At 68.8% G+C, this 24,191-nt stretch carries 23 protein-coding genes and 1 tRNA gene; 17 read left to right on the top strand and 7 right to left on the bottom strand.

Annotated elements, in window-relative coordinates:
* The first annotated feature begins 184 nt into the window (after positions 1 to 184).
* The 5 genes from JOD52_RS01935 (at position 185) to JOD52_RS01915 (ending at position 5,955) form a co-directional block, all read left to right on the top strand.
* Positions 185 to 808 (top strand): DUF47 domain-containing protein, encoded by a 624-nt coding sequence (locus tag JOD52_RS01935; protein WP_017824985.1) that lies wholly within the window; start codon positions 185 to 187, stop codon positions 806 to 808.
* The gene (locus JOD52_RS01930; RefSeq protein WP_204408632.1) at positions 809 to 1,822 is read left to right on the top strand and encodes an inorganic phosphate transporter; all 1,014 of its coding nucleotides are present in this window, start codon (positions 809 to 811) and stop codon (positions 1,820 to 1,822) included.
* 116 nt (positions 1,823 to 1,938) lie between these two features.
* The gene (locus JOD52_RS01925; RefSeq protein ID WP_204408631.1) at positions 1,939 to 2,790 is read left to right on the top strand and encodes a hypothetical protein; all 852 of its coding nucleotides are present in this window, start codon (positions 1,939 to 1,941) and stop codon (positions 2,788 to 2,790) included.
* Positions 2,791 to 2,928: 138 nt separating this feature from the next.
* Positions 2,929 to 4,566 (top strand): phosphoglucomutase (alpha-D-glucose-1,6-bisphosphate-dependent), encoded by a 1,638-nt coding sequence (gene pgm / locus JOD52_RS01920; RefSeq protein WP_204408630.1) that lies wholly within the window; start codon positions 2,929 to 2,931, stop codon positions 4,564 to 4,566.
* A 1,107-nt stretch (positions 4,567 to 5,673) separates the two neighbouring features.
* Positions 5,674 to 5,955, top strand: coding sequence for a hypothetical protein (locus tag JOD52_RS01915; protein ID WP_204408629.1), 282 nt, complete (start codon positions 5,674 to 5,676; stop codon positions 5,953 to 5,955).
* A gap of 36 nt (positions 5,956 to 5,991) precedes the next feature.
* Here JOD52_RS01915 and JOD52_RS01910 read toward each other — a convergent pair whose 3' ends face one another.
* Positions 5,992 to 6,516: a low molecular weight protein-tyrosine-phosphatase gene (locus JOD52_RS01910; RefSeq protein ID WP_031307523.1), complete on the bottom strand. Its 525-nt coding sequence runs from the start codon at positions 6,514 to 6,516 to the stop codon at positions 5,992 to 5,994.
* Between the two features lie 201 nt (positions 6,517 to 6,717).
* Here JOD52_RS01910 and JOD52_RS01905 point away from each other — a divergent pair, with 201 nt between their 5' ends.
* From JOD52_RS01905 to JOD52_RS01870, 8 genes are all read left to right on the top strand, one after another.
* Positions 6,718 to 7,203 carry a GNAT family N-acetyltransferase gene (locus tag JOD52_RS01905; protein ID WP_017824979.1) on the top strand — a complete coding sequence of 162 codons (486 nt, stop codon included), beginning with the start codon at positions 6,718 to 6,720 and terminating at the stop codon, positions 7,201 to 7,203.
* A 5-nt stretch (positions 7,204 to 7,208) separates the two neighbouring features.
* The gene (locus tag JOD52_RS01900; RefSeq protein ID WP_150108537.1) at positions 7,209 to 8,261 is read left to right on the top strand and encodes an App1 family protein; all 1,053 of its coding nucleotides are present in this window, start codon (positions 7,209 to 7,211) and stop codon (positions 8,259 to 8,261) included.
* Between the two features lie 62 nt (positions 8,262 to 8,323).
* On the top strand, positions 8,324 to 8,923 hold the full coding sequence (locus JOD52_RS01895) for a GNAT family N-acetyltransferase (RefSeq protein ID WP_259850603.1): 600 nt from the start codon (positions 8,324 to 8,326) through the stop codon (positions 8,921 to 8,923).
* Positions 8,924 to 8,974: 51 nt separating this feature from the next.
* Entirely contained in the window at positions 8,975 to 9,952 is a 978-nt protein-coding gene (locus JOD52_RS01890) for an aldo/keto reductase (RefSeq protein WP_204408627.1), read from the top strand.
* Positions 9,953 to 10,111: 159 nt separating this feature from the next.
* The gene (istA, locus tag JOD52_RS01885; protein ID WP_204408388.1) at positions 10,112 to 11,674 is read left to right on the top strand and encodes an IS21 family transposase; all 1,563 of its coding nucleotides are present in this window, start codon (positions 10,112 to 10,114) and stop codon (positions 11,672 to 11,674) included.
* A complete protein-coding gene (locus JOD52_RS01880) occupies positions 11,671 to 12,417 on the top strand; it encodes an ATP-binding protein (RefSeq protein WP_338124028.1) in 747 nt (248 codons plus the stop codon). Before istA (JOD52_RS01885) ends, JOD52_RS01880 begins: the two co-directional genes overlap by 4 nt.
* Before the next feature lie 4 nt (positions 12,418 to 12,421).
* Positions 12,422 to 12,616, top strand: a complete 195-nt coding sequence (locus JOD52_RS01875; RefSeq protein ID WP_204408626.1) for a hypothetical protein — start codon at positions 12,422 to 12,424, stop codon at positions 12,614 to 12,616.
* 383 nt (positions 12,617 to 12,999) lie between these two features.
* Positions 13,000 to 14,061 (top strand): hypothetical protein, encoded by a 1,062-nt coding sequence (locus JOD52_RS01870; RefSeq protein ID WP_204408625.1) that lies wholly within the window; start codon positions 13,000 to 13,002, stop codon positions 14,059 to 14,061.
* A 165-nt stretch (positions 14,062 to 14,226) separates the two neighbouring features.
* Here the strand turns inward: JOD52_RS01870 and ppc are convergent, their stop codons facing one another.
* From ppc to JOD52_RS01855, 3 genes are all read right to left on the bottom strand, one after another.
* Complete coding sequence (ppc, locus tag JOD52_RS01865; protein ID WP_204408624.1) at positions 14,227 to 17,058, bottom strand: phosphoenolpyruvate carboxylase; 2,832 nt, start codon at positions 17,056 to 17,058, stop codon at positions 14,227 to 14,229.
* 233 nt (positions 17,059 to 17,291) lie between these two features.
* Positions 17,292 to 17,381 (bottom strand) — tRNA-Ser (locus tag JOD52_RS01860).
* 160 nt (positions 17,382 to 17,541) lie between these two features.
* Positions 17,542 to 18,018 carry a peroxiredoxin gene (locus tag JOD52_RS01855; protein ID WP_017824972.1) on the bottom strand — a complete coding sequence of 159 codons (477 nt, stop codon included), beginning with the start codon at positions 18,016 to 18,018 and terminating at the stop codon, positions 17,542 to 17,544.
* Positions 18,019 to 18,201: 183 nt separating this feature from the next.
* On the opposite strand from JOD52_RS01855, the gene JOD52_RS01850 reads away from it, so the two are divergent.
* On the top strand, positions 18,202 to 18,624 hold the full coding sequence (locus JOD52_RS01850; protein WP_017824971.1) for a hypothetical protein: 423 nt from the start codon (positions 18,202 to 18,204) through the stop codon (positions 18,622 to 18,624).
* 296 nt (positions 18,625 to 18,920) lie between these two features.
* Positions 18,921 to 19,922 (top strand): gluconate:H+ symporter, encoded by a 1,002-nt coding sequence (locus JOD52_RS01845; RefSeq protein ID WP_204408623.1) that lies wholly within the window; start codon positions 18,921 to 18,923, stop codon positions 19,920 to 19,922.
* 39 nt (positions 19,923 to 19,961) lie between these two features.
* Here the strand turns inward: JOD52_RS01845 and JOD52_RS01840 are convergent, their stop codons facing one another.
* Together JOD52_RS01840 and istA (JOD52_RS01835) are read right to left on the bottom strand one after the other, a co-directional pair.
* Positions 19,962 to 20,708, bottom strand: a complete 747-nt coding sequence (locus JOD52_RS01840) for an ATP-binding protein (RefSeq protein WP_338124028.1) — start codon at positions 20,706 to 20,708, stop codon at positions 19,962 to 19,964.
* On the bottom strand, positions 20,705 to 22,267 hold the full coding sequence (gene istA / locus JOD52_RS01835; protein WP_204408388.1) for an IS21 family transposase: 1,563 nt from the start codon (positions 22,265 to 22,267) through the stop codon (positions 20,705 to 20,707). The genes JOD52_RS01840 and istA (JOD52_RS01835) overlap by 4 nt, the downstream gene beginning before the upstream one ends.
* Before the next feature lie 155 nt (positions 22,268 to 22,422).
* Between istA (JOD52_RS01835) and JOD52_RS01830 the strand changes: the two genes are divergently transcribed.
* Entirely contained in the window at positions 22,423 to 22,893 is a 471-nt protein-coding gene (locus tag JOD52_RS01830) for a GntT/GntP/DsdX family permease (RefSeq protein WP_338124126.1), read from the top strand.
* A gap of 69 nt (positions 22,894 to 22,962) precedes the next feature.
* On the opposite strand, the gene JOD52_RS01825 is transcribed toward JOD52_RS01830, so the two are convergent.
* A complete protein-coding gene (locus JOD52_RS01825) occupies positions 22,963 to 23,556 on the bottom strand; it encodes a DUF6328 family protein (protein ID WP_237738765.1) in 594 nt (197 codons plus the stop codon).
* A 311-nt stretch (positions 23,557 to 23,867) separates the two neighbouring features.
* On the opposite strand from JOD52_RS01825, the gene JOD52_RS01820 reads away from it, so the two are divergent.
* A complete protein-coding gene (locus JOD52_RS01820) occupies positions 23,868 to 24,140 on the top strand; it encodes an HPr family phosphocarrier protein (RefSeq protein WP_017824968.1) in 273 nt (90 codons plus the stop codon).
* Positions 24,141 to 24,191: the final 51 nt, after the last annotated feature.

Raw genomic sequence — 24,191 nt, 5'->3', positions numbered from 1 at the left:
CCGCGGCGCCGTGCTCTACGATGACTAGCGCGCCGGGCCGCGGTTGCCCCGGGCTCCAGCATCTGCCGCTTCGAGCGGCCTTCGCGCCGACAGGCGCATCCCGGTCCGGCGCATCACAACTGTCATCGGCTCCCAGGTGCGGCTGGAGAGTGCCGCCCGTTCCCCCACGAGGAGGCACGCGAGCGTGGACCTGTTCTTCCCGCGCCGGGTCGAGCGTCCGCTGTACGGGCAGTTCGGCGAACTGGCGCAGCTCCTGGTGCAGGCCGCGGATGCGCACTCCCGCCTGCTGGGCCACGGCTACCGCGAACGGACGCGGATCCTGCCGGTCCTGCACGAGAACGCCACCCGCGCCACCGAGCTGTGCGGCCGGGTGGCGAACCGCCTGGCCGAATCCCTGATCACGCCGTACGAGGCGGAGATCCTGTACGACTTCGCGCTCACCATCGCCGACACCGTCGATTCCCTCGAGCACACCTCCGAGCTGCTGGTGCTCACCCGGGTGGGCACGCTGCCCACGCCGCTGCTGGAGGCCGCCAAGGGCATCGAGCGCGCCGCCGAGCTGACCCTGGTGGCCACCTGGTCGCTGAACCAGGTGCGGGACCTGGACGACTACTACACGCAGGTGCGCAAGGTCCGCCGCCAGGGCGACCGACTGGTGCGCCAGGCCCTGGCCGAGCTGTACCGCCGCGGTGGCGCCTCCTCGGAGCTGCTGGCCTTCCGTGACGTCACCACTGCGATCGCACGCACCATCGAGCTGCAGGAGCGCACCGCCCGGTTCGCGGACCTGCTGCGGGTCAAGGACGCCTGAGTGTCGATCGGACTGCTGGTCCTGGTGGTCGCCGTGGTCCTGGTGATGGCCTACGTCAACGGCTTCCACGATGCCTCCAACGCCGTCTCCACCGCGATCGCTACCCGTTCGCTGCGGGAATCCACCGCTCTGGCGCTGGCCTCGGTGCTGAACCTGCTTGGCGCCCTGCTGGCGGTGCTGATGCTCACCCTGACCTCGCAGTGGGCGCTGCGCCTGCTGGGCCTGGAGGAGATGCAGGCGGCAACCGCCGACCGCCCGAACGTCCTGGCGCTGGCGCTGATCGCGATCGTGGTGTCCACCCTGGTGTGGGAGGTGGGCACCTGGTGGTACGGGATGCCCTCCTCCACGTGGCACGCCTTCTACGGTGGCGTTGCCGGTTCGTACCTGGCACTGGGGATGGGAGCATCGCTGGAGCGGGTGGCGGCGCTGGTGCTGATCCCCACCCTGCTGGGTCCGGTGATGGCTGCGGCCCTGAGCTACCTGACGATGCAGGGCCTGCTGGCCCTGGGGCGCTCGGAGCGGCTGCGCATGGGACACATCCGCTTCGCGCAGACCATCTCCGCGGGCGCCGTGGCCACCGGGCACGGGATGGCCGACGTGCGGCTGCCTGTGGCGCTGGTGATGGTGGCGGCGGCCTCGGCCGGGTTCGATGCCACGCTCACCCTGGCGCTGGCGGTGCCGATCGCCGTGGCGATCGCCGCCGGCACCCTGATGGGCGGGCACCGGATCATCCGCACCATCGGGCGACGGATGACCGACCTGTCGGCCGCACAGGGCCTGGCGGCGGAGAGCTCGGCCGTGGTGGTGATGGGGGCGCTGGCCCTGGGCATCCACGCGCCGATCTCCACCTCCCACACCCTGGCCTCCGGGGTGGTGGGGGCCGGCCTCGCCCGAGGACCCCGCCACATCAAATGGGACGTGGTGCAGCGGGTCCTGATCACGTGGCTGGTGACGCCCCTGGGTACCGGGCTGATGGCGGTGGGGATGGTCATCATCGCCACCAGCCTGGCCTGACGGTTCGGATCAGCCCCGCCCGGTACCGGCCTGTGCCCGCTTCCCCACTCCGCCACCCACGGCGGACACAGCACGACCTGGCTATCCTGGTCAGGCCCACGACCGAAGGAGCACCCATGTCCGAGCGCGACGGCACGTCCAGCGGCAGCCGCCGCCCCACCTACGGGCTGCCCGGTCCGCTCCCGGGCAGCGAGGGCCCTGCCCCGCAGGATCCGTACGCCGATGCCGGTGGCAGCCCGCAGGACGGCTCGCAGCAGTACGGCGCCCAGCAGCACGACTCGCAGCAGTACGGCGCTCAGCCGGGCAGCTCCGCGCACCCCTCCCAGGGTGGCTCCGGGTACGGCACACCCGGTGACGGCACCCCCGGGCAGGGCGCTCCAGGTCACGACGCTCCCGCCTACGGCCCCGGTGGCCAGCAGGGCCCCGTGGGGTACGCCCAGCCGCCGAAGAAGCGCCGCCGCGGGATCATCCCGCTGGTGATCGGTCTGGTCCTGCTGGTGGTGGTGGCACCGCTGGTGACCATCGGTGGCCTGGTGTGGGCCTTCGGCTCCCTAGCCTCGGACACCATGACCGGGCCGGAGGTGCTGAACGGTGGCTCCGGTGAGGTGAGCATCGCCGCCAACGAGATGATCATCGTGTACGTGCCCTCGGAGGACGCCGCCGGCACCACCTGCACCGCCGAGTCGACGGGGCAGAGCAACGACGTGGTGGTGACCCCCACCTCGGGCACGGTCACCCTCGGGGACGGACAGTCCTATGAGCAGACCATCGGCGTGGCCGCCCTGGCCGACAGCACCGTCACGGTGAGCTGCGAAGGCACCGATGCCCCTGCGTACCTGGGGCCGTACAGCCTGTTCGGCATCGCCGGCCCGATGCTGATCGGTCCTGCGATCGGTGTCCTGGCCGGCCTGGTGGGCCTGGTGCTGGTGATCGTGGGGATCGTGAAGCTGGTGCGATCCCGGAACTGACCCGGGCCCGGCGCGCACGTGACCCGTCCGCGCCACTCGTCGTCGCCGTCTCACCGCTCGGCCCTCGCGTGCCCTGCGGGGCCCCTGCTCCCCTACAGTGGGCTGGCAGGACCCCCACCCGAGGACGGAGCGCCGCACATGCATCCCCGCGCAGGCCAGAAGGCACAGACCGAGGACCTCGTCGACGTCGACGAGCTGCTCGACGCGTACTACGACATCCACCCCGACCCCTCCGATCCGGACCAGGCGGTCAGCTTCGGCACCTCCGGACACCGGGGATCCTCCCTGGACGGCAAGTTCAACGAGGACCACATCGCCGCCACCACCCAGGCGATCGTCGAGTACCGGGCCGCCCAGGGCATCCACGGTCCGCTGTTCATCGGCCGCGACACCCATGCCCTGTCCCGCCCCGCCTTCGACACCGCGCTCGAGGTGCTGGCCGGCAACGAGGTGCGAGCCCTGGTCGACTCGATGGACGGCTACACCCCCACCCCGGCGATCTCCCACGCGATCCTGGTGCACAACCGCGACAAGGGCGCCGAGGATCCCTCACGAGCCGACGGCATCGTGGTCACCCCCAGCCACAACCCCCCTCGCGACGGCGGCTTCAAGTACAACCCGCCCCACGGCGGCCCGGCCGACTCCGATGCCACCGGGTGGATCGCGGATCGCGCCAACGAGATCCTGGCCTCGGGGCTTCGGGAGGTGCGCCGTCACGGCCGCCAGAAGGCCCTGCAGGACGCCGGCCGCCACGACTACCTGCACACCTATGTCGAGGACCTCTCCACCGTGGTGGACATCGAGGCGATCCGCCGCGCCGGGGTGCGCATCGGGGCCGACCCCCTGGGCGGGGCCGCGGTGGACTACTGGGCCACCATCGGCGAGCTGCACGATCTGGACCTGACCGTGGTCAACCCGTTGGTGGACCCCCAGTTCTCGTTCATGACCCTGGACCGCGACGGCAAGATCCGGATGGACTGCTCGAGCCCCTGGTCGATGGCCTCGCTGCTGGAGCAGCGCTCCAACTTCGACATCGCCACCGGCAACGACGCGGACTCCGACCGCCACGGCATCGTCACCCCCGACGCGGGCCTGATGAACCCCAACCACTACCTGGCCGTCGCCATCCGCTACCTGTTCGCGCACCGGCCCGACTGGCCCGCCGGCGCGAAGGTCGGCAAGACGGTGGTGTCCTCCCGCCTCATCGATCAGGTCGTCTCCTCCCTGGGGCGCGAGCTGTTCGAGGTGCCGGTGGGCTTCAAGTGGTTCGTGCCGGGCCTGATCGACTCCTCCGTGGGCTTCGGTGGGGAGGAGAGCGCCGGCGCATCGTTCCTGCGCAAGGACGGGTCGGTGTGGACCACCGACAAGGACGGCATCATCCTGGCCCTGCTGGCCTCGGAGATCCTCGCGGTCACCGGCCGCACCCCCAGCCAGTTGCACGAGGAACTGGTGGAGGAGTTCGGGCAGAGCTCCTATGCCCGCATCGACGCCCCCGCCGACCGTGAGCAGAAGGCCAAGCTGAAGGCGCTCAGCGCCGATCAGGTCACGGCCACCGAACTGGCCGGGGAGCCGATCACCGCTGCGATCACCGAGGCACCTGCGGGCGGTGCGATCGGCGGCCTGCGGGTCTCCACCGAGTCCGCATGGTTCGCCGCACGCCCCTCCGGCACGGAGGACGTGTACAAGATCTACGCGGAGTCGTTCCGCGGTGATGAGCACCTGGCCCAGGTTCAGGTCGCCGCGAAAGCCCTGGTGGACGACGCCCTGAGCTCCTGAGTGGCGGGGTGGAGCAGCCCTGCCCCACCCCGCACGGGTCGAGAGCAGGTCAAGAGAACGTCATCCGCGCCTCACGTGGCGCCATGCACACACCTCTTGCACGGCCGTGCGTGGGGTTGTCACCCTGGTTGACGAAGGTAAAGACCTCGTAGGGTAAAGTTTCCGGCCGGACCACAGGACCCGAGACACATGCGCTCCTTCTCCCCGGGAGCGTGCAGGGAAGGGGGTACTGCGTCCATGCACCTGCATTCACGACTTTACGTATGCACTGCCGCGGTGGCGATCGCGCTCCCCCTCACCCTTCCGGCTGCCGCCACGCCCTCCCCACAGGACGTACAGAGCGGCACGGAGACCGCCTTGGAGAGTCCCTCCGTCGGCTACGGCAGCACAGCGGGCCTGGGCAACGGCGACGATCACCCCGTCGAGGATCCTGACAGGAAAGATCCGGACCAGCCACCGGTTGAGCAGTCAGGGGGCGGCCCACCCTCCGGCACGGTGAGGGGCACGGAGGACACGACAGCCACAACGGAACGGTCCACCACGACTGCTTCTACGTCGACCCCGGCGAGTCCTTCTCCGTCGTCCCCATCGACTTCGGCGAGCCCTACCCCGTCCCCATCGACTTCGGCGAGCCCTACCCCGTCCCCATCGACTTCGACGAGCCCTACCCCGTCCCCATCGACTTCGGCGAGCCCTACCCCGTCCCCATCGACTTCGACGAGCCCTACCCCGTCCCCATCGACTTCGGCGAGCCCTACCCCGTCCCCATCGACTTCGGCGCCTCCCCCCCCATCCCCGAGCGCGCCCCCCTCGGAGCCAGCACCATCGGTCGATCCGTCTCCTGCGGATGCCACCCCCACAGTCGTCCCCGACGACGACGCAGCGACCGAGCCGGAGAACGACGAGGAGGCCGACGGCGCAGCCGGGGATTCTGCGGCGGAAGCCGACGCCGTCGAGGACGAGCAGGCATCACCCGCATCGCCCTCCCCCTCCTCGCCGGACGCCTCCGGAACCAGGCCCTCCGAGCCCGGCACCACAGCGCCCGACTCCCAGGCCAGCACGGGGCCCAGCCCCGAGGCCCCTCAGACCCCTGGATCCGACGAAGCCGTGGGCACCACGACCGGCAACGACAGTGACGGCCCTGACGATGCCGCTCCTGCCCAGACCCCGGCCAGGCCCGCTGCTGCATCGGAGGGCGGACCGCTCACGCAGCTGATCCACGCCTTCTCCTCGGACTCGAGCGGCCCCTTCGGCCGCATCCGACAGATGCTGATGGTGGCGCTGGGCATCGGCTTCCTCACCGCTGCCGGGTTCGTGGGGGCCACGTGGCGCAGCCGTCACGCCCACGACGCCATCGACAGGGACGACAGCGCGACACCGGAGGACTGATCCCCCAGCCGACAGGCTGGATCGGCGAACGGATTCCTACGGGCGCCCCTCACGGAGCCGGCGCCGCACATGCAGCATGATCGACGGCACCGCGCGCTTCATGCCGGCCACGGTCTCGTCGAACGCCTCCTGCTCGTCGTACCAGGGATCGGGGACATCCAGATCGCCCTGGCCGGCGTCGGTGGGGGTGTCGGGGTCGAACAGCCTCCACAGCAGCACCTCCGGGGATGCCTGCCCCTCGGGGATCTGCTCGAGCATCCTTCGCAGGTCCTTGACGTGCTGGGCGGTCATCGCCAGCACGATGTCCCAGGTGGTGAGCTCGGAGAGGTGCACGGTGCGGGCGGTGTGCTCGAAGGGCTGCTTGTAGCCGGCCCGCTCCAGGGCGAACATGGTGCGCTCGTCCATCGGCAGGCCCTCGGCATCCCAGCTGGTGCCGGCCGAGCCCACCTCGACCAGGTCTGCCAGGCCTTCTGCCCTCACCGCTTCGCGCAGCATCACGGCCGCCGCCGGGGAACGACAGATGTTCCCGGTGCAGACTGTGAGCACGCGCAATGTCGACATTCATCCATTGTGTCAGTTCCGAGGCCTGCCGGGGGTGTCGCTTCCTCCCCCCCGCCTCGGGACGAACCAGTCAGGTCCCCGCATCGCTGTGCCCCGTGACTCGATCGGCCCGTACAATGCGGACGGGAGGCAAGCGGGGTCACCCCGGCCCTGCGGGCAAGCCGCCCATGTACCGGACACCGACGGCCCAGGAGGTCAGCCATGGCCGACATCATCCGCGCCCACGACGACGACTGGTCGCTCGTGCGCGAGATCCGCCTACGCTCGCTCAGCACCGACCCCTCGGCCTTCGGGCAGAGCTGGGACAAGGAATCGACCTACGACGACTCGCTGTGGCAGCAGCGCGTCCACGAGGCGGCCTGGTTCCTCGCCGTCGACGGCGGTCAGCCCGTGGGCGTCGTCGCCGCCCGCCAGGAGGCCGACTCCCCCGACAGCGAGCGCGAGCTGCAGGCCATGTGGGTCACCCCCGCCTCGCGCAAGACCGGCATCGCCCAGGCGCTCGGTGAGGCCGTGCTGGACTGGGCCCGCGAGGACGGCGCCGAGACCGTGACCCTCTACGTGGGACCCACGAACAAGGGCGCTCAGGCCGTGTACGAGAGCCTCGGCTTCAGCGACACCGGGGACCGCTGGCGGATCGTCGAGGACGACCCGGACGGTGCGTGGATCAAGATGGCGCGCACGCTTTGAGCACCGTGGACCGCCCGCACTGGGCGGCACGCATCGAGGACGTCAAGAACCGGGTCGTCGGCGGTGTCCTGCGGGGCCTCGGCTGGGACCTACGCCTGCAGCCGTTCCACGGCTACGGGACCACCTCGCACGTGCGCGTGCTGGCCAAGGTGATGTACGCCACCAAGGGCACCCCGGCCGACTACTACGACCAGCCCGTGCACGACATGCGCACCATGGCCGTGCGCGGTTGGCGCAACTTCACCGGGCAGGTGGCACCGAACCGCACGGTGCACATCTCCCTGGGCGGCAAGGAGTTCTCCCTGCGGGCCGACCGCACCGGGATCGTCGACGCCCGGGTGGATGTGGACCTGCCCGCCGGCCAGCATTCCGCCGTGGTGTGGACCGTTCCGGGCAACGAGGTCACGGCCGATGTGACGGTGTTCGACACCGAGTCGCACTTCGGCGTGGTCAGCGACATCGATGACACCGTGATGGTGACCTGGCTGCCGCGGCCGATGCTGGCATTCTGGAACGCCTTCGTGGTGCACCAGTCCTCGCGCAAGGTGGTGCCGGGCATGCCGATGCTGTACCAGCGCATCATGCGGGAATACCCCGGCAGCCCGGTGCTGTACCTGTCCACCGGCGCTTGGAACGTGTACCCGGTGCTCAAGAGGTTCCTGTACAAGAACGGCTACCCGGACGGTCCGCTGCTGCTGACCGACTGGGGGCCCACCAACACCGGCATCTTCCGCTCCGGCAGGGAGCACAAGGAGCGCACGCTCGAGCAGCTCGCCACCTTCCTGCCCGGTGTGAAGTGGCTGCTCGTCGGGGACGACGGCCAGCACGATCCGTCGATCTACGCGGGCTTCGCCGAGCGGCGCCCGGAAAACGTGGAGGCGATCGCGATCCGCCAGCTCACCGAGTCCGAGCAGCTGCTGGCCCACGGTACGACCAAGCCCCTGGAGGATCCGGGCGAGGAGGACACCGTGCCCCCGAACGTCCAGGCCCCTGACGGGCACGGGCTGCTGTCGAAGCTGCAGCGGATCGGTCTGCTGAAGGCCACTCGCCCGCGGTGATGGATCGCCCGTCCCCTCCTCTCCCCGCGCCGGTGCCCGTGCCGGTGCCGGTGCCGGTGCCGGTGAACGATCTCCCCCTGCAGGTCAGAACGGCCCGGGACACAGATGTGCCTGCGCTGCTGCGGATCGTGCAGGCGGCGTATCGCGGCGAGGGCGGCTGGACCACGGAAGCGCATCTGGTGCACGGGCACCGTGCCGACGAGGCCGAGGTGCGAGGGATGCTCGAGGATTCCTCCGTGCTGCTCCTGGTGGCCGAGGAGCCTGCGGCCCGCGATCTGCCCCCGGCCGGCGCCCCGGGCGGGGCGGCCCAGGAGACGACCGGGCAGGCTCGGCTGCTGGGCTGCTGCTACACCCGCCGGGACGCGGCGGATCCCACCCGCGCGGAGCTGGGCCTGTTCGCCGTGGATCCCTCCGCACAGGGCAGGGGCGTGGGCCGGTTCCTGCTGGAGGAGCATGCTGCCTGGCGCGCGAGCGAAGGGGTGCGCATCCTCGAACTGTGCGTGCTGCAGAACCGCCCCGAACTGCGCGCCTGGTACGAGCGACGCGGTTTCCGGGCCACCGGGACCACGCTGCCGTTCCCCGCGGATCCCTCACTCCTGATCGATCCGCAGCTGCGGATGGAGTCGATGCAGCGCCCACTGGTGGGATCTGCGCGCCCCTGACCTGCGTCGTTCGTCCCTCACGGGGGCTGCGCCACGGGATAGGCTGAGCCCATGAGCATCGACGCTTACTCCCCTGCCGCCTACCGCTTCGACAACACCCCGTACCGTCGCGTGGGCCGGTCCGGTCTGCACCTGCCGCCGATCTCCCTGGGCCTGTGGCAGAACTTCGGTGAGAGCCGTGACCCCCTGACGCTGCGAACCATCGTGCGACGCGCCTTCGACCTGGGTGTGACCCACTTCGACCTCGCCAACAACTACGGACCTCCCCCGGGAAGTGCCGAGACCCATTTCGGTCGCATCCTGGAGAAGGACTTCGGAAGCCTCCGGGACGAGATGGTGATCTCCACCAAGGCCGGCTACCAGATGTGGGACGGCCCCTACGGCGACGGCGGCTCGCGGAAGTACCTGCTGAGCTCGCTGGACCAGTCCCTTGGGCGCCTGGGCCTGGACTACGTGGACATCTTCTACCACCACCGCGAGGACCCGGACACCCCGCTCGAGGAGACCATGGGGGCCCTTGCCCACGCGGTGCGCTCCGGGAAGGCCCTGTACGCGGGCATCTCGAACTACTCGCCGGAGAAGACCAGGCTCGCCGCACGGATCCTCGAGGACCTCGGCACCCCTCTGCTGATCCACCAGCCGTCCTACTCGATGTTCAACCGTCACATCGAGAACGGCCTGCTGGAAACGGTGGACGAGCTGGGCGTGGGCCTGGCGGCGTTCTCGCCCCTTCAGCAGGGTCTGCTCACCAACCGCTACATGTCGGGCGTCCCGCAGACCTCACGCGCCGGCAGCTCCTCGCCGTCGCTGAGCGTGAAGCAGGTCAACGACCCGAAGTACCAGCAGCGGGTGCGGGGCCTGTCGGAGATCGCCCACGACCGCGGCCAGAGCCTGGCGCAGATGGCGCTCGCGTGGGCACTGCGGCATCCGCAGGTGTCCACGGCGCTGGTGGGTGCTTCCTCCGTCCACCAGCTCGAGCAGAACATCGACACCCTGAAGAAGCTCGACTTCACCGCTGAGGAGCTGTGAATATTCGCCTCGCTGGGGTCCGCTGATCGAGGGTTCGGGTGCCACGTCGCTGCCGTAGCGGTGGCGTCGTTCGGGACCACCAGTGGTGTCGTTGGGGCCGCTCTGTCTACGCTCCTTCCGCCGTGTGTATAGGGCACGCGGCGGAAGGAGCAATCTGGAATGGTACGGAAGATCAGGGCGAAGCTGGTGCTCCAGCTGCGCGCAGAAGGTCTGTCGGGGCGAGCGATTTCGTCCTCGCAGGGCATGTCCCGCAAGTCCGTGAGGGCGGTGTTCGAGGCCGCTGACGCTGCAGGGATCGGGTGGGGCGATATCGCGGACGTCGCCGATGAGCAGGTGTATGCCCGGTTGTTCCCGGGCCGGGGCGAGCACGAGAGCGTGTTCGCACAGCCGGACTGGGAACAGGTCCATCGAGAGATGGCCAGGGTCGGCGTGACGCTGAAGCTGTTGCACGGCGAGTACTTCGACGCGACCACGGCGGCTGGGGATCCGGCGATGGGGTATGACCGGTTTTGCCGCACCTACCAGCACCACGTCATGGTCACCGGTGCCGCTTCGAGAGTCGGTCACAAGGCCGGCCAGAGCGTGGAGGTCGACTGGTCCGGCCCCACGATGGAGCTGGCCGATCCGGTCACCGGCGAGGTCTCGAAGGTGTTCTTGTTCGTTGCCTGCCTGCCTTTTTCTCGTTACGCGTTCTGCTTCCCGGCGCTGGATATGCGCCAGGAGTCCTGGCTGCGAGCGCACGTAGCGATGTTCGAGGCGCTGGGCGGGACGGTCCCGAGGATCGTTCCGGACAACCTCAAGACCGGTGTGGTGAAGCACCCCCGCGAGGGCGAGATCGTCCTGAACGATGCGTATCGCGAGATGGCAGCGCATTACTCGGCGGCGGTGCTCCCGGGGAGGGTGCGGAAACCGAAAGACAAGGCGAGCGTGGAGAACACCGTCGCGCACGTCGCGACCTGGGTCATCGCCGGGCTGCGGGATCAGCGATTCACGTCCCTGCCCGAACTTGCAGCCGCCATCGGGCAGCGGATGGAGGCCTATAACGCGGAGCCGTTCCAGAAGCGGCCCGGATCCCGCGCCAGCGTGTTCGACGCGGAGGAGCGGCCGCTGCTGACGCCGCTGCCGGCGGTGCCCTACGAGATCTCGACATGGCACTACGGACGACGAGTGGGCAGGAACGGGCACGTCACGTTCGCGCGGAACTTCTACTCCGCGCCGTTCGCGCACATCGGCGCGAAGGTCGATCTGCGCATCACGGCCCGGACGCTGGAGATCTATCAGGGCAGCCAGCGACTGACCAGTCACCTGCTGCTCCCGGAGACCGCGAGCAATGAGTACCGCACCAACGACGCGGACCTACCTGCGGGCGAGCGTTTCCAGGCCTGGGACGCGCAGAGGGTGCGGGCGTGGGCAGATCGGGTCGGGCCGGCCACGGTGATCGTGATCCAGCGGATCTTCGAGTCCGTGCCGATCGTGGAACAGGGCCTGGATCCCGCGTTGGCGGTGCTACGGCTCTCTCGCCGCTTCTCCGTAGATCGGGTCGAGGCGGCCTGCGCACTCGCGCTGACGGGACGGGTCCGTTCACCGCGCTATGCGCATCTGCACCCGATCTTGGCCACCGGGCAGGACAAGGTCGCCGCCCTGCGTCCACCCCGCGAGGAACCCGCGGAAGACGGCGGATACGTCCGTGGCGCCGACTACTACGCCGGAGGTGTCCGGTGAGCGTGATCGATAACGACACGAAGCGGAAGCTGCGCGAGATGGGCGCGACCGCGCTGCTGGACGCGATCGATGCCCAGGATGAGGCTCACGTGCTGGGGATGTCGTTCCAGGAACGGCTCCAGCTGATCGTGGACGAGGCGCATTCCATCTTCAATCATGGAAAGGTCGAGGGTCTGATCCGCCGGGCGGGGCTGCGTTATCCCGGAGCGGACCTGCGGCGGCTGGATCTGGTCGAGGAACGGGGACTGAACCGGAACGTGATCGCGCAACTGGCAACCTGCTCCTTCATCCAGCGGCAACAGAACGTGGTCTTCCAGGGCTTCACCGGCTCAGGGAAGTCCTACCTCGGCTGCGCGCTGGCGAAGCAGGCCTGCCAGCACCGGCTCCGAGCCCACTACATCCGAATGCCCGACCTCGAAGAGGCCTGGGCCCTGGCAAAGGACAAGCCGCAGGGCCAGACGAAGTTCCTGCGGAAGTACTCCACGTTCTCGCTGCTGGTGATCGACGAGTGGCTGCTGGACCATCCTGACGAGGGAATGCGTTCGATGCTGCTGGAACTGCTCGAGCGCCGCTATGACACCGGCTCGACCGTGTTCTGCACCCAGTACCCGAAGAAGGACTGGCACGCCCGGCTCGGTGGAGCAGTCCACGCCGATGCGATCATGGACCGCATCGTGCACAACACAATCTGGATCGACACCGGCGACAGGAACATGCGAGAACACACCGCACTGCCCCAGTGACCCGATGCCGGCGGGAGCCAGTGGTCCCCACCGCGGCGGCTACTGGCCCCCGTCGGCACGATCGGCGGTCCCCAAGAGCAAGATTCGGTGGCTCCCACGACTACGAATACTCAGCTGCGCCGGATCGACGAGTATGCGGTCGACGGCACCGCCCGCTGATCACAGGCACCGCCCGCTGATCACAGGCACCGCTCGCTGATCCTGGGGGCGGGACCGCCGAGCGCCGGTGCCCGGTTCCAGTCGTGTGGGCCCCGGTTCCGCTGATCGGGCACGCACGAACAAGCTGGCCACGGCACCTGCGCACAGACTGAGAGCGGGACGCATCTCAGAACCAGAAGTGGTTCCAGGATGCGTCCCGCTCTGTGTTGCCGCAGGTCAGGGCAATGACCTCACATCCGGGACCCCGGCAGAATCCTCAACCCCACCCGAGTCCACAGCCTGATCCGACCCCCGACCGCATCCGGGCCCAGATCCAGCCCCGCGGTTGGATACGCGTTTAGGTCCAGCCCCGCGAATGGATCCGCGTCCACATCCAGGTTCCTCCCCATGCACGCCGCGCCCGGGCACCGTAGTGTCACCCGCATGGCCCCTCGATCCGTACTCGCCGCCGGCACTGTGTCGAGCAGGGCCGAGTTGCGGGCGCGCGGTGTGCACTCGCGTCGGCTCGCCTCCACGGAGTTCACCGACGTCTTCAGCGGGTACGTGACGCGCGCGCAAGCCCCTGCACCTCTCCGCGTCGTCGCACGGGAGCTGGTGGACAAACGATTGCCCGGTGCACTGCTCAGCCACACCACTGCTGCCGAGCTGTGCGGACTTCCCCTCCCCCATCACCACCAGTACGTGCCTGGCGATGATCTGCATGTAACGGTTCCTTCCCGGGATCGTCGGCGCGCGGGACCGCAGGTGAGAGTGCACCGATCGGGCGTGCTCGTCCGCGCCGAAGGCGAACCGCTCCCCATGGTGGACATGACGACCACCCTGTGCGGCCTGGCGACCATGCTCACCACCGAGGAGATGGTCCTCGCACTCGACCATCTTCTGGGACCTGCATCCGCACATCGGCAGCAGACGCGCGAGCAGATCTGGCGGTCGGTCATGCTCTCCGCCGCGACGACGGGGAAGGAACGCCTGCGCAGAGCCCTGTGGCGTGCGGAGCCGGAGGTGCCGACCACTGACCACACACGCATCCGCCTGCTGTTCCGGTCGAATGGTCTGCCTGATCCGGTCACCTGCCTGTCCGTGGAGACGACGATCCCGGGGATCACCGTCATGGTCGACTATGCCTATCCGGACAGAAGGATCGCGATCCTGTGGAACGACTCGCCAGACAACACCGGTACTCACCATGAGGGGCGACTGCGTGAGAGCGACCTGCTCGGACTGGGCTGGACGGTGCTGCGCCTGACAAGGGCAGATCTCGACGACCCCCGCGGATTCATCACGCTGCTTCGGGTCGCCCTGAAGAGTCGCCACGGTACACGTGGAGCGGAAATGACACCCGCGTCCCTGGTGATCGGAGCAGGACGCACCTCAGAACCAGATCGTGGTCCTGAGATGCGTTCCGTTCTGAGTCGCCCAGCACACCTTTTCCGTCCTCCCGGCATGCCACTCGTGGCTACCGACTCTCGCAGCCCCACCCTCTAGCGGCTACTGGCTCTCTGCGCCTGCAGCTCTGCTGAGCCGCCAGGACCAGGGGCGGGTGCTGTGCCGCGGCTGAGCACGGCAGGACGGGGCAGGTCGCGGCAGGACAGGGCAGAGCACGGCTGCGCAGGCCACGACAGACCAGGCCAGGGCAGGGCAGGGCAGGGATCAGCCGGTGTTCTTGAGGCCGGCCGCTACGCCGTTGATCGTGGTGAGCAGGGCACGCTGCAGGTCGGGCTCCATCGGCTCCCCGCGCTCGGAGGCCGCACGGGCGCGCTGCAGCAGAGCCACCTGCATGTACGAGATCGGGTCGAGGTACCGGTCGCGCACCGCCAGGGTGCGCTTCAGGACCGGCTGGTTGTCCAGCAGACCCAGCACACCGGTGAGGCGTTCGATCTCCTCCACCGCCAGCGTGTACTCCGCCCGGATGGTCTCGAACAGGGGCCACAGCCGCTCCGGTACCAGCGAGTGCACGTAGTGCGCCGCGATCTGCATGTCGGTCTTGGCCAGGGTCATCTCGACATTACTGATCACGGTGCGGAAGAAGTGCCAGTGGCGCAGCATGTTGTGCAGATCCGGTTCGAGTCCGGCCTCACGAGCGGCCTTCAGGCCGGAGCCGGCGCCGAACCAGCCCGGCACGATCTGCCGTGACTGCGTCCAGCCGAACACCCACGGGATCGCCCTCAGCCCGTCCAGACCCTTCTCGGAGGTGGTGCGCTTGGAGGGCCGGGAGCCGATGTTCAGGTCACCCAGCAGTTCCACCGGTGTGGAGGTCACGAAGTACTCGGGCAGGTCAGGGTCATCGGCGAGCTTGCGGTACGCCGCGAACGCCGCATCCGAGACCGTCTCCATCACCTCGCCGAAGCGGTCCAGCTGCTCCGGGGTGGTGCGCGGTCGGGTGTGCAGCGCCGAGCCCTCCAGCACCGCTGCCAGCGAGAGGTCCAGGTTCTCCCGGGCGAGCGGGGGCAAGGTGTACTTGTCAGAGATGACCTCGCCCTGCTCGGTGAACTTGATCTCTCCCTCCAGCACCCCGTACGGCTGGGCGAGGATCGCGTCGTACGTCGGGCCGCCACCACGGCCCACGGACCCGCCGCGGCCGTGGAACAGACGCAGCGTCACCCCGTGGCGGGCAGCCGCGTCGCGCAGCCGCCGCTGGGCCTGGTGGATCTCCCACTGGCTGGTCATCACGCCGGCTTCCTTGTTGCCGTCGGAGTAGCCCAGCATGACCTCCTGGCGGTCGCCGCGCAGGCGCACGATCTCGCGGTAGGAGGGGTCGCTCAGCAGCTCGTCGAGGATCTCGCCGGCATGGCGCAGCTCCTCGATGGTCTCCAGCAGCGGCACGAAGCCGATGTCGGAGCGGTTCTTCTCCTCACCGCCGGCGATGTTCACCAGGCCTGCCTCGCGGGCCAGCAGCACCGCGGCCAGCACGTCGTGCGCGCCTCGGGTCATGGAGATGATGTAGGTCTCGATCACGTGACGCCCGTAGGTGCGGTGGGCCTCCCGGATCTCCCGGAACACGTTGTAGGTGGTGCGCGTGGAGTCGTCCAGGATGGTCTCGTCCTCGGTGATCGCCGACCCCACCAGCGGCCGGCGGCTGGCCAGCTCCGCCGACAGGACCTTCGTGCGCTGGGCGGGGTCGAGCTGCCCGTAGGGCGTCTCCAGCTCGCCCACCTGGTCGAACAGTCGCTCCAGCACCTCGTGGTGCTTCTCCGCGTGCTCGCGCACGTCCAGGGTGGCCAGGTTCAGGCCGGACCCTGCCAGCACCAGCTGGGCGATGGCCAGGTTGCCGTCGGCCATGCGCACCGCGCCATGGCGGCGCAGGGCCTCGCGCACCACCGTGAAGTCGTCCTGCAGCTCGCTGCCGTCACGGTAGTCCTGGCCGGGCACGTGCGGCTCGCCCTGGTGGATCCGCTTGCGGGTGGCGCGCAGCTTGGAGCGCATGGCGCCGAGCTTCAGCCGGTAGGGCTCCTCCGCGTAGAGGTTCTGCTGCACCTCGTCGATGTCGGTCACGTGCTCGAGGTCCGCCCGCAGGCTCGCCAGCAGTTCCTCGTCCTCGCCGGTCAGGGCGCTGGAGACGGACAGCTCCACGATCAGGTCGTTGATCGCCTCGATGGCGATGTCGATCGCGGTGTCGGCCTGCAGCTGCAGGACGTCACGGGTCACCTCGGCGGTCACGTACGGGTTGCCGTCGCGGTCCCCACCGATCCAGGAGCCGAAGCGCAGCGGCACCTGGCGGTCGCGCAGTTCGGCGCCATGGGTGCGCAGCTCGTCGCGCAGGTCATCGAGCATGGCCGGCATGGTCTGGGAGTAGATCTGGCGCAGGTAGTACAGGGCGTTGCGGGCCTCGTCCTGCGGGGTGGGGCGCTGGCGGCGCAGCTCGTCGGTCTGCCACAGCGACTCGATCAGCTCGGCCAGGTCATGGTCCTGACGACGTCGCTCGACCGTGCCCTCCTCCGTCTCGGTCTCCAGCAGGTCGGAGATGCGACGCAGCTTCGTCAGCACGGCGCGGCGCGAGGCCTCGGTGGGGTGCGCGGTGAACACCAGGCGCACGTCCAGGGAGTCCACCGCTTCCTGCAGCCCCTCGGAGCCCAGCTCCTCGTGGATCGCCCGTACGGTGCGAGGCACCCAGGACTCCGCCGACGGACGCTCCGCCAGGGCACGCACGCGGTACACCTGCTCCGCAGCGTTGGCCAGCAGGAAGTACTGGGTGAAGGCCCGGGTGAGCGCGGTGGCCTGCTCGATGGGCAGCTCGGCCAGGCGCTGCTGCACCTCGTGCGCCTCGACGGTGCTGTGGGAGGCCTTCACGTCCTTGGTCTGCTGCCGCACCTGCTCCACGAGCTCCAGCAGCTCGGGACCGTTCTGGTCGGCGAGGGTGCGCCCCAGCAGGGTGGACAGGCGCCGCACGGTGGCGCGCAGCGGGGCATCGATGTGGGGGTCGTCCCCGACCACCGGGAACTCGGCGGTCAGGGTCGGGACATGGATGTCGGCGGCATCGGGCACGGGGCCTCCTGGGTGGGACGGCGCCGCAGAGCGGTCACCGACGTCGAGGGCGACCGCCACGGCGCGGGATGAACGGGACCAGACTACCGCCCGGCGGCAGGGAGGTCCCGGGGTGCCCATGCCCGCGCCCCATGCGGTGCACGCACAGGACCGGGGCACAGCATGGTGCCGCCGACGTCGCCCTGAGGAACGACGAGGGCCCCGACGGTGATCGCCGGGGCCCTCGGGGTGGGCGGAGACGAGAGGATTTGAACCTCCGAGGCGGTTTCTCACCACCTACTCCCTTAGCAGGGGAGCGCATTCGGCCGCTCTGCCACGTCTCCTGGTGTCGTTGTACGGCACGCCGACACAGCATACGGGAGGGCCGGTGCACTGCCAAAGCGGTCACGGAGCGACCTGTCACGCATCACATGCCGCCGCCGTGCGCTCCCCGGGGCGAGCTCGGTTTCCCGTGCGAAGCGCCGGGGAATGCCGCGGCAGGGGTCAGAGCGAGAGCTTGGTGCGCAGCAGCTCGATGTGCTTCGGGGTGCCCACGCGGTACTTGACGAGGGTGAGGGTCCCCTCGGCGTCGATCGCGAAGGTGCTCCGAATGGTCCCTTGGACGAGCTTGCCGTACATGTTCTTCTCGCCCCAGGCGCCGTAGGCGGTCATGGCCTCGTGGGACTCGTCGGAGGCGAGGGTGTAGGGAAGGTCCTGCTCGCTGACGAAGCGGTCCAGTTCGGGAACCGGATCCGGGGAGATCCCCACCACCCGGTACCCGGCGTCGACGAACATCTGGTGGTTGTCGCGCAGGTCGCAGGCCTGGGTGGTGCACAGCGTGGTGTTGGCCGCGGGGTAGAACCAGATCACGGCGGGTGCACCGCGCAGGTCATCGAGGCTCACGCGTCCGCCACCGGCGGTGGGCAGGTCGAAGGCAGGGGCGGGATCGCCGACGGCGAGTTTCACGGGGGCGGTGCTCACAGGGAGGACTCCTGATCGGTCGAAGGGGCGGCGCGGGACCGGTGACTGCACCAGTATGGGAGGTGGCCGCCTGCCCCGGCGCTTGACAGCGAGGGTGCGGAACGGCCAGACTCATCACAGTACTTCAAATATCAATCACTTTGCTCGGCATCATCGTCGGCACCCCCGAGGAGCGACACCCCCATGAAGCTGCACAACATCCCCACCCGCCTCGCGACCGGCGCTTTCATCCTGAACTCCGGCCTCAACAAGTGGAACCTGGACGAGGAGTCGGCCGCAGGCCTGCAGGGCATGGCCGCGGGCACCTATCCGTTCCTCAAGGACCTCGAGCCTGCCACCTTCGGCAAGGCCCTGTCCGTGGGTGAGATCGCCACCGGCGCGCTCCTGCTGGCCCCCTTCGTCCCCGCCCGCGTGGCCGGCCTCGCACTCACCGCCTTCTCCGGCGGCCTGGTGGGCATGTACCTGAAGACCCCGGGTATGCGCGAGGAGGGCAGCCTGGCTCCCACGCAGGACGGCACTGCGCTGGCCAAGGACGTGTGGATGCTGGGCATCGGCGCCTCCCTGCTGATGCAGGGCTCCGGCAAGGGCTCGAAGTCCTCGAAGTGAACCCGTCCCGGGCGCAGCGCCACTGAGCGCCCGCACCCGGACCACGCTCTCCCCCACCGAAGGGCGGTGCTCGCGACGAGATCGCGGCACCGCCCTTCGGTGTCCCCTGCCCTCGTCCGCAGCAGCCGGCCACCTCGGGACGAACGACCCGCGCGCCCGCTTCCTCCCTCTTCTGTTCACCGTGACCTTGTTCGCAGCTGGCAAGCAGCGGCACAGCACTGTCCCGCCCCCTCCTCCGGATGACCTGAGCGCCGCTCCCGCATCCGGCCCTGTGACGGCGCGGAGGTTGAGGACCAATGGAGTGGCTGCACATCCTGTGGATCGTGCTGGGCATCGGCCTGATGCTCGTGCTCAACATCAAGTACAAGCTCAATGCGATGCTGGCGCTGTTGCTGGCGGCGCTGCTGATCGGTGTGGCCGAGATGGTCTCGGTGCTGGCCGGATGGATCCCCGGTGACGAACTGACCCTGGGCTCCCTGCTGGACACGATGATGACCGGCTTCGGGAGCACCCTGGGCTCGCTGGCGATCATCGTGGTGTTCGGTGCGGTGATCGGCAAGCTGATGGTGGACTCCGGTGCCGCCGCCCAGATCGCCCAGACCCTCATCGACCGCCTGGGCCTGCGCTGGGTGAAGGTGTCGCTCGTGGTCTGCGGCACCGTGTTCGGCCTGGCGATGTTCTACGAGGTGGCCTTCATCGTGCTGGCGCCGCTGATCATCGCGGTGGCCCACGAGGCCAAGATGCCGTTCATGAAGCTGGCGATCCCCGCGGTCGCCGCCACCACCACCGCTCACTCCCTGTTCGTCCCGCAGCCCGGCCCGGTGGCCCTGGTGGACGCCTACAACGCCGACACAGGCATGACCTACATCTACGGCATCCCGATCGCTATCGCCACGATCGCGGTGACCGGGTGGGTCCTGCCGCGCTTCCTGGGCAGCCTGGACTACGCCGAGCCCGCGATGATGAAGCAGGACGAGGTGGTCGCACCCGAGAACCGCCCCAGCTTCGCGATCTCGATCCTGACCCCGCTGATCCCGGCGATCATCATGATCACCGCCACCGTCGCCAACGTGTGGCTCACCGAGGGCACCTGGTCCTACGACGTCGTGAACTTCATCGGCTCCTCGCCGGTGGCGATCACGATCGCCATGATCGCCGCGTTCTTCCTGTTCGGAACCCGCCAGGACCGCCCCTTCAGCTGGGTGATGGACAAGTTCGACGAGGTGAGTATTCGTAGTCGTGGGAGCCACCGAATCTTGCTCTTGGGGACCGCCGATCGTGCCGACGGGGGCCAGTAGCCGCCGCGGTGGGGACCACTGGCTCCCGCCGGCATCGGGTCACTGGGGCAGTGCGGTGTGTTCTCGCATGTTCCTGTCGCCGGTGTCGATCCAGATTGTGTTGTGCACGATGCGGTCCATGATCGCATCGGCGTGGACTGCTCCACCGAGCCGGGCGTGCCAGTCCTTCTTCGGGTACTGGGTGCAGAACACGGTCGAGCCGGTGTCATAGCGGCGCTCGAGCAGTTCCAGCAGCATCGAACGCATTCCCTCGTCAGGATGGTCCAGCAGCCACTCGTCGATCACCAGCAGCGAGAACGTGGAGTACTTCCGCAGGAACTTCGTCTGGCCCTGCGGCTTGTCCTTTGCCAGGGCCCAGGCCTCTTCGAGGTCGGGCATTCGGATGTAGTGGGCTCGGAGCCGGTGCTGGCAGGCCTGCTTCGCCAGCGCGCAGCCGAGGTAGGACTTCCCTGAGCCGGTGAAGCCCTGGAAGACCACGTTCTGTTGCCGCTGGATGAAGGAGCAGGTTGCCAGTTGCGCGATCACGTTCCGGTTCAGTCCCCGTTCCTCGACCAGATCCAGCCGCCGCAGGTCCGCTCCGGGATAACGCAGCCCCGCCCGGCGGATCAGACCCTCGACCTTTCCATGATTGAAGATGGAATGCGCCTCGTCCACGATCAGCTGGAGCCGTTCCTGGAACGACATCCCCAGCACGTGAGCCTCATCCTGGGCATCGATCGCGTCCAGCAGCGCGGTCGCGCCCATCTCGCGCAGCTTCCGCTTCGTGTCGTTATCGATCACGCTCACCGGACACCTCCGGCGTAGTAGTCGGCGCCACGGACGTATCCGCCGTCTTCCGCGGGTTCCTCGCGGGGTGGACGCAGGGCGGCGACCTTGTCCTGCCCGGTGGCCAAGATCGGGTGCAGATGCGCATAGCGCGGTGAACGGACCCGTCCCGTCAGCGCGAGTGCGCAGGCCGCCTCGACCCGATCTACGGAGAAGCGGCGAGAGAGCCGTAGCACCGCCAACGCGGGATCCAGGCCCTGTTCCACGATCGGCACGGACTCGAAGATCCGCTGGATCACGATCACCGTGGCCGGCCCGACCCGATCTGCCCACGCCCGCACCCTCTGCGCGTCCCAGGCCTGGAAACGCTCGCCCGCAGGTAGGTCCGCGTCGTTGGTGCGGTACTCATTGCTCGCGGTCTCCGGGAGCAGCAGGTGACTGGTCAGTCGCTGGCTGCCCTGATAGATCTCCAGCGTCCGGGCCGTGATGCGCAGATCGACCTTCGCGCCGATGTGCGCGAACGGCGCGGAGTAGAAGTTCCGCGCGAACGTGACGTGCCCGTTCCTGCCCACTCGTCGTCCGTAGTGCCATGTCGAGATCTCGTAGGGCACCGCCGGCAGCGGCGTCAGCAGCGGCCGCTCCTCCGCGTCGAACACGCTGGCGCGGGATCCGGGCCGCTTCTGGAACGGCTCCGCGTTATAGGCCTCCATCCGCTGCCCGATGGCGGCTGCAAGTTCGGGCAGGGACGTGAATCGCTGATCCCGCAGCCCGGCGATGACCCAGGTCGCGACGTGCGCGACGGTGTTCTCCACGCTCGCCTTGTCTTTCGGTTTCCGCACCCTCCCCGGGAGCACCGCCGCCGAGTAATGCGCTGCCATCTCGCGATACGCATCGTTCAGGACGATCTCGCCCTCGCGGGGGTGCTTCACCACACCGGTCTTGAGGTTGTCCGGAACGATCCTCGGGACCGTCCCGCCCAGCGCCTCGAACATCGCTACGTGCGCTCGCAGCCAGGACTCCTGGCGCATATCCAGCGCCGGGAAGCAGAACGCGTAACGAGAAAAAGGCAGGCAGGCAACGAACAAGAACACCTTCGAGACCTCGCCGGTGACCGGATCGGCCAGCTCCATCGTGGGGCCGGACCAGTCGACCTCCACGCTCTGGCCGGCCTTGTGACCGACTCTCGAAGCGGCACCGGTGACCATGACGTGGTGCTGGTAGGTGCGGCAAAACCGGTCATACCCCATCGCCGGATCCCCAGCCGCCGTGGTCGCGTCGAAGTACTCGCCGTGCAACAGCTTCAGCGTCACGCCGACCCTGGCCATCTCTCGATGGACCTGTTCCCAGTCCGGCTGTGCGAACACGCTCTCGTGCTCGCCCCGGCCCGGGAACAACCGGGCATACACCTGCTCATCGGCGACGTCCGCGATATCGCCCCACCCGATCCCTGCAGCGTCAGCGGCCTCGAACACCGCCCTCACGGACTTGCGGGACATGCCCTGCGAGGACGAAATCGCTCGCCCCGACAGACCTTCTGCGCGCAGCTGGAGCACCAGCTTCGCCCTGATCTTCCGTACCATTCCAGATTGCTCCTTCCGCCGCGTGCCCTATACACACGGCGGAAGGAGCGTAGACAGAGCGGCCCCAACGACACCACTGGTGGTCCCGAACGACGCCACCGCTACGGCAGCGACGTGGCACCCGAACCCTCGATCAGCGGACCCCAGCGAGGCGAATATTCAACGAGGCCGTGAAGGCCATCGCCGGCGTGGTGCTGATCATCGGTGCGGGCGGCGCGCTGAAGGAGATCATCATCGATACCGGGATCGGCGACTTCATCGGCGGCCTGATGACCGGTGTGGACGCCAACCCGTACATCATGGCCTGGCTGATCACCGTGATGATCCGCCTGGCCACCGGTCAGGGCGTGGTCTCGGCGATGACGGCGGCCGGCATCATCTCCGCCGCTGTGATGGACCCGGCCTCCGGGCAGATGATGGCCGGGGTGGACCCGGCCCTGCTGGTGATGGCCACGGCTGCCGGCTCCAACACCCTCACCCACGTCAACGATGCCTCGTTCTGGCTGTTCAAGGGCTACTTCGGTCTGTCCGTGAAGGACACCCTGAAGACCTGGGGCCTGCTGCAGCTGTGTAACTCCCTGGTGGGCCTGGGCATGGTGCTGCTGCTGTCGCTGTTCGTGGGCTGACCCCGGGCCGGCGGATCCGCCGGGCCGAACCGGCGAGCTGATCTCAGTCCCTGATCTCAGTCCCTGATCTCAGTCCCTGGTCCGAGCGTCCGCATCCTCAAGGGTGCCCCGCCCGATCCGGCGGGGCACCACCACCAGCAGCACCACCATCAGGGCACCCATCGCGACCCCGCCGACGATCGCCGCCGGCCGGTTCAGCACGACGTCGACGATGAAGATCGCCACCCCGCTGAACAGGACGCCCACCAGCGCCAGCACCACCCGCAGGATGCGATTGGCGACCGCAACCATCTCGTCCTTGACGCGCTGCCGGAACAGGTGGCGGTGGACGGCGACCGGGGTGAGCAGAAGCCCCACGATCACCAGTGACAAGGCCACCAGGCCCAGGTACCAGCCGGTCTGCACCGCATCGAGCTCGTCGAAGCGGGCCTGGAACGGCAGCACGATGAGGAAAGCGGCGAGGATCTGGGAACCGGTCTGCAGAACCCGGATCTCCTGCAGCAGTTCGTTCCAGTTGCGGTCCAGCCGTGCCGCACGTGGCTCGTGGCGCTGGTAGCCGGCCCCGATCACCCTCGGATCCGACGGGTCCTCCACAGGCAGCGCCCCGCCCTCCGCAGGCTCGCCTGCGGAGGGTGGACGAGACGGATCCGGACGGGGGTCCATGGATGGAGTCTAGGAGCCGAGCCCACGGCTCACCCAGGCGCGGGGTGTCAGGCCGTCGTGCCGCGGGGCCGGCTCGTCCCTTCCATCGTGGCCAGCACACCGCGGTCTGAGTGCGGGAGAAGGTGGCGGCCCGGCAGGCCGACCTCTTAGCACGAGGGGGACAGTGCAGGGTCCACGGACGCCCCTGCGCCGCCCATCCTCGTCCGCTATCGTCCTGGGCATCCGGCCCACGACGACTCCCTGAGCACGGAGCACAGGTCACTCGACCGACCACCCCGTCCGTCCGGACGGACCATCGAAAGGCACGCACCATGGCAGAACGCACCGTCAAGATCGCCAGCTCCTCCGGCCTGCACGCCCGCCCGGCGAGCATCTTCGCGAAGGCCGCCGGCGAGCAGCCCGCCACCGTCACCATCGAGAAGGTCGGCGGCAACGCTGTGCAGGCCTCCAGCATCCTGATGCTGATGACCCTGGGCGCCGGCCACGGCGACGAGGTCGTGCTGCGCGCCGAGGGCGAGGGCGCCGAGGAGTCCGTCAACGCTCTCGGTGATCTGCTGGAGAAGGACCTCGACAAGGAGGAGTGAGCCTCCGGGGCACGAGCGGCCGTTCACCGGCCTGCCGAGCCCCCACCCTCA

It is taken from the genome of Brachybacterium muris, from assembly GCF_016907455.1.
GTDB lineage: Bacteria > Actinomycetota > Actinomycetes > Actinomycetales > Dermabacteraceae > Brachybacterium > Brachybacterium muris.
The sequence above is the reverse complement of the archived record's forward strand: the minus strand, read 5'-3'. Positions and strand labels throughout refer to the sequence as shown.

Bases quoted from the DNA above. Each gene is read 5' to 3' on its own strand.
- JOD52_RS01845 (WP_204408623.1), top strand. From the start codon at position 18,921: ATGGAGTGGCTGCACATCCTGTGGATCGTGCTGGGCATCGGCCTGATG.
- JOD52_RS01890 (WP_204408627.1), top strand. From the start codon at position 8,975: ATGAGCATCGACGCTTACTCCCCTGCCGCCTACCGCTTCGACAACACC.
- JOD52_RS01870 (WP_204408625.1), top strand. From the start codon at position 13,000: ATGGCCCCTCGATCCGTACTCGCCGCCGGCACTGTGTCGAGCAGGGCC.
- JOD52_RS01820 (WP_017824968.1), top strand. From the start codon at position 23,868: ATGGCAGAACGCACCGTCAAGATCGCCAGCTCCTCCGGCCTGCACGCC.
- pgm (WP_204408630.1), top strand. From the start codon at position 2,929: ATGCATCCCCGCGCAGGCCAGAAGGCACAGACCGAGGACCTCGTCGAC.
- JOD52_RS01875 (WP_204408626.1), top strand. From the start codon at position 12,422: ATGCCGGCGGGAGCCAGTGGTCCCCACCGCGGCGGCTACTGGCCCCCG.
- istA (WP_204408388.1), top strand. From the start codon at position 10,112: ATGGTACGGAAGATCAGGGCGAAGCTGGTGCTCCAGCTGCGCGCAGAA.
- JOD52_RS01825 (WP_237738765.1), bottom strand. From the start codon at position 23,556: ATGGACCCCCGTCCGGATCCGTCTCGTCCACCCTCCGCAGGCGAGCCT.
- JOD52_RS01910 (WP_031307523.1), bottom strand. From the start codon at position 6,516: ATGTCGACATTGCGCGTGCTCACAGTCTGCACCGGGAACATCTGTCGT.
- istA (WP_204408388.1), bottom strand. From the start codon at position 22,267: ATGGTACGGAAGATCAGGGCGAAGCTGGTGCTCCAGCTGCGCGCAGAA.
- JOD52_RS01925 (WP_204408631.1), top strand. From the start codon at position 1,939: ATGTCCGAGCGCGACGGCACGTCCAGCGGCAGCCGCCGCCCCACCTAC.
- JOD52_RS01905 (WP_017824979.1), top strand. From the start codon at position 6,718: ATGGCCGACATCATCCGCGCCCACGACGACGACTGGTCGCTCGTGCGC.
- JOD52_RS01850 (WP_017824971.1), top strand. From the start codon at position 18,202: ATGAAGCTGCACAACATCCCCACCCGCCTCGCGACCGGCGCTTTCATC.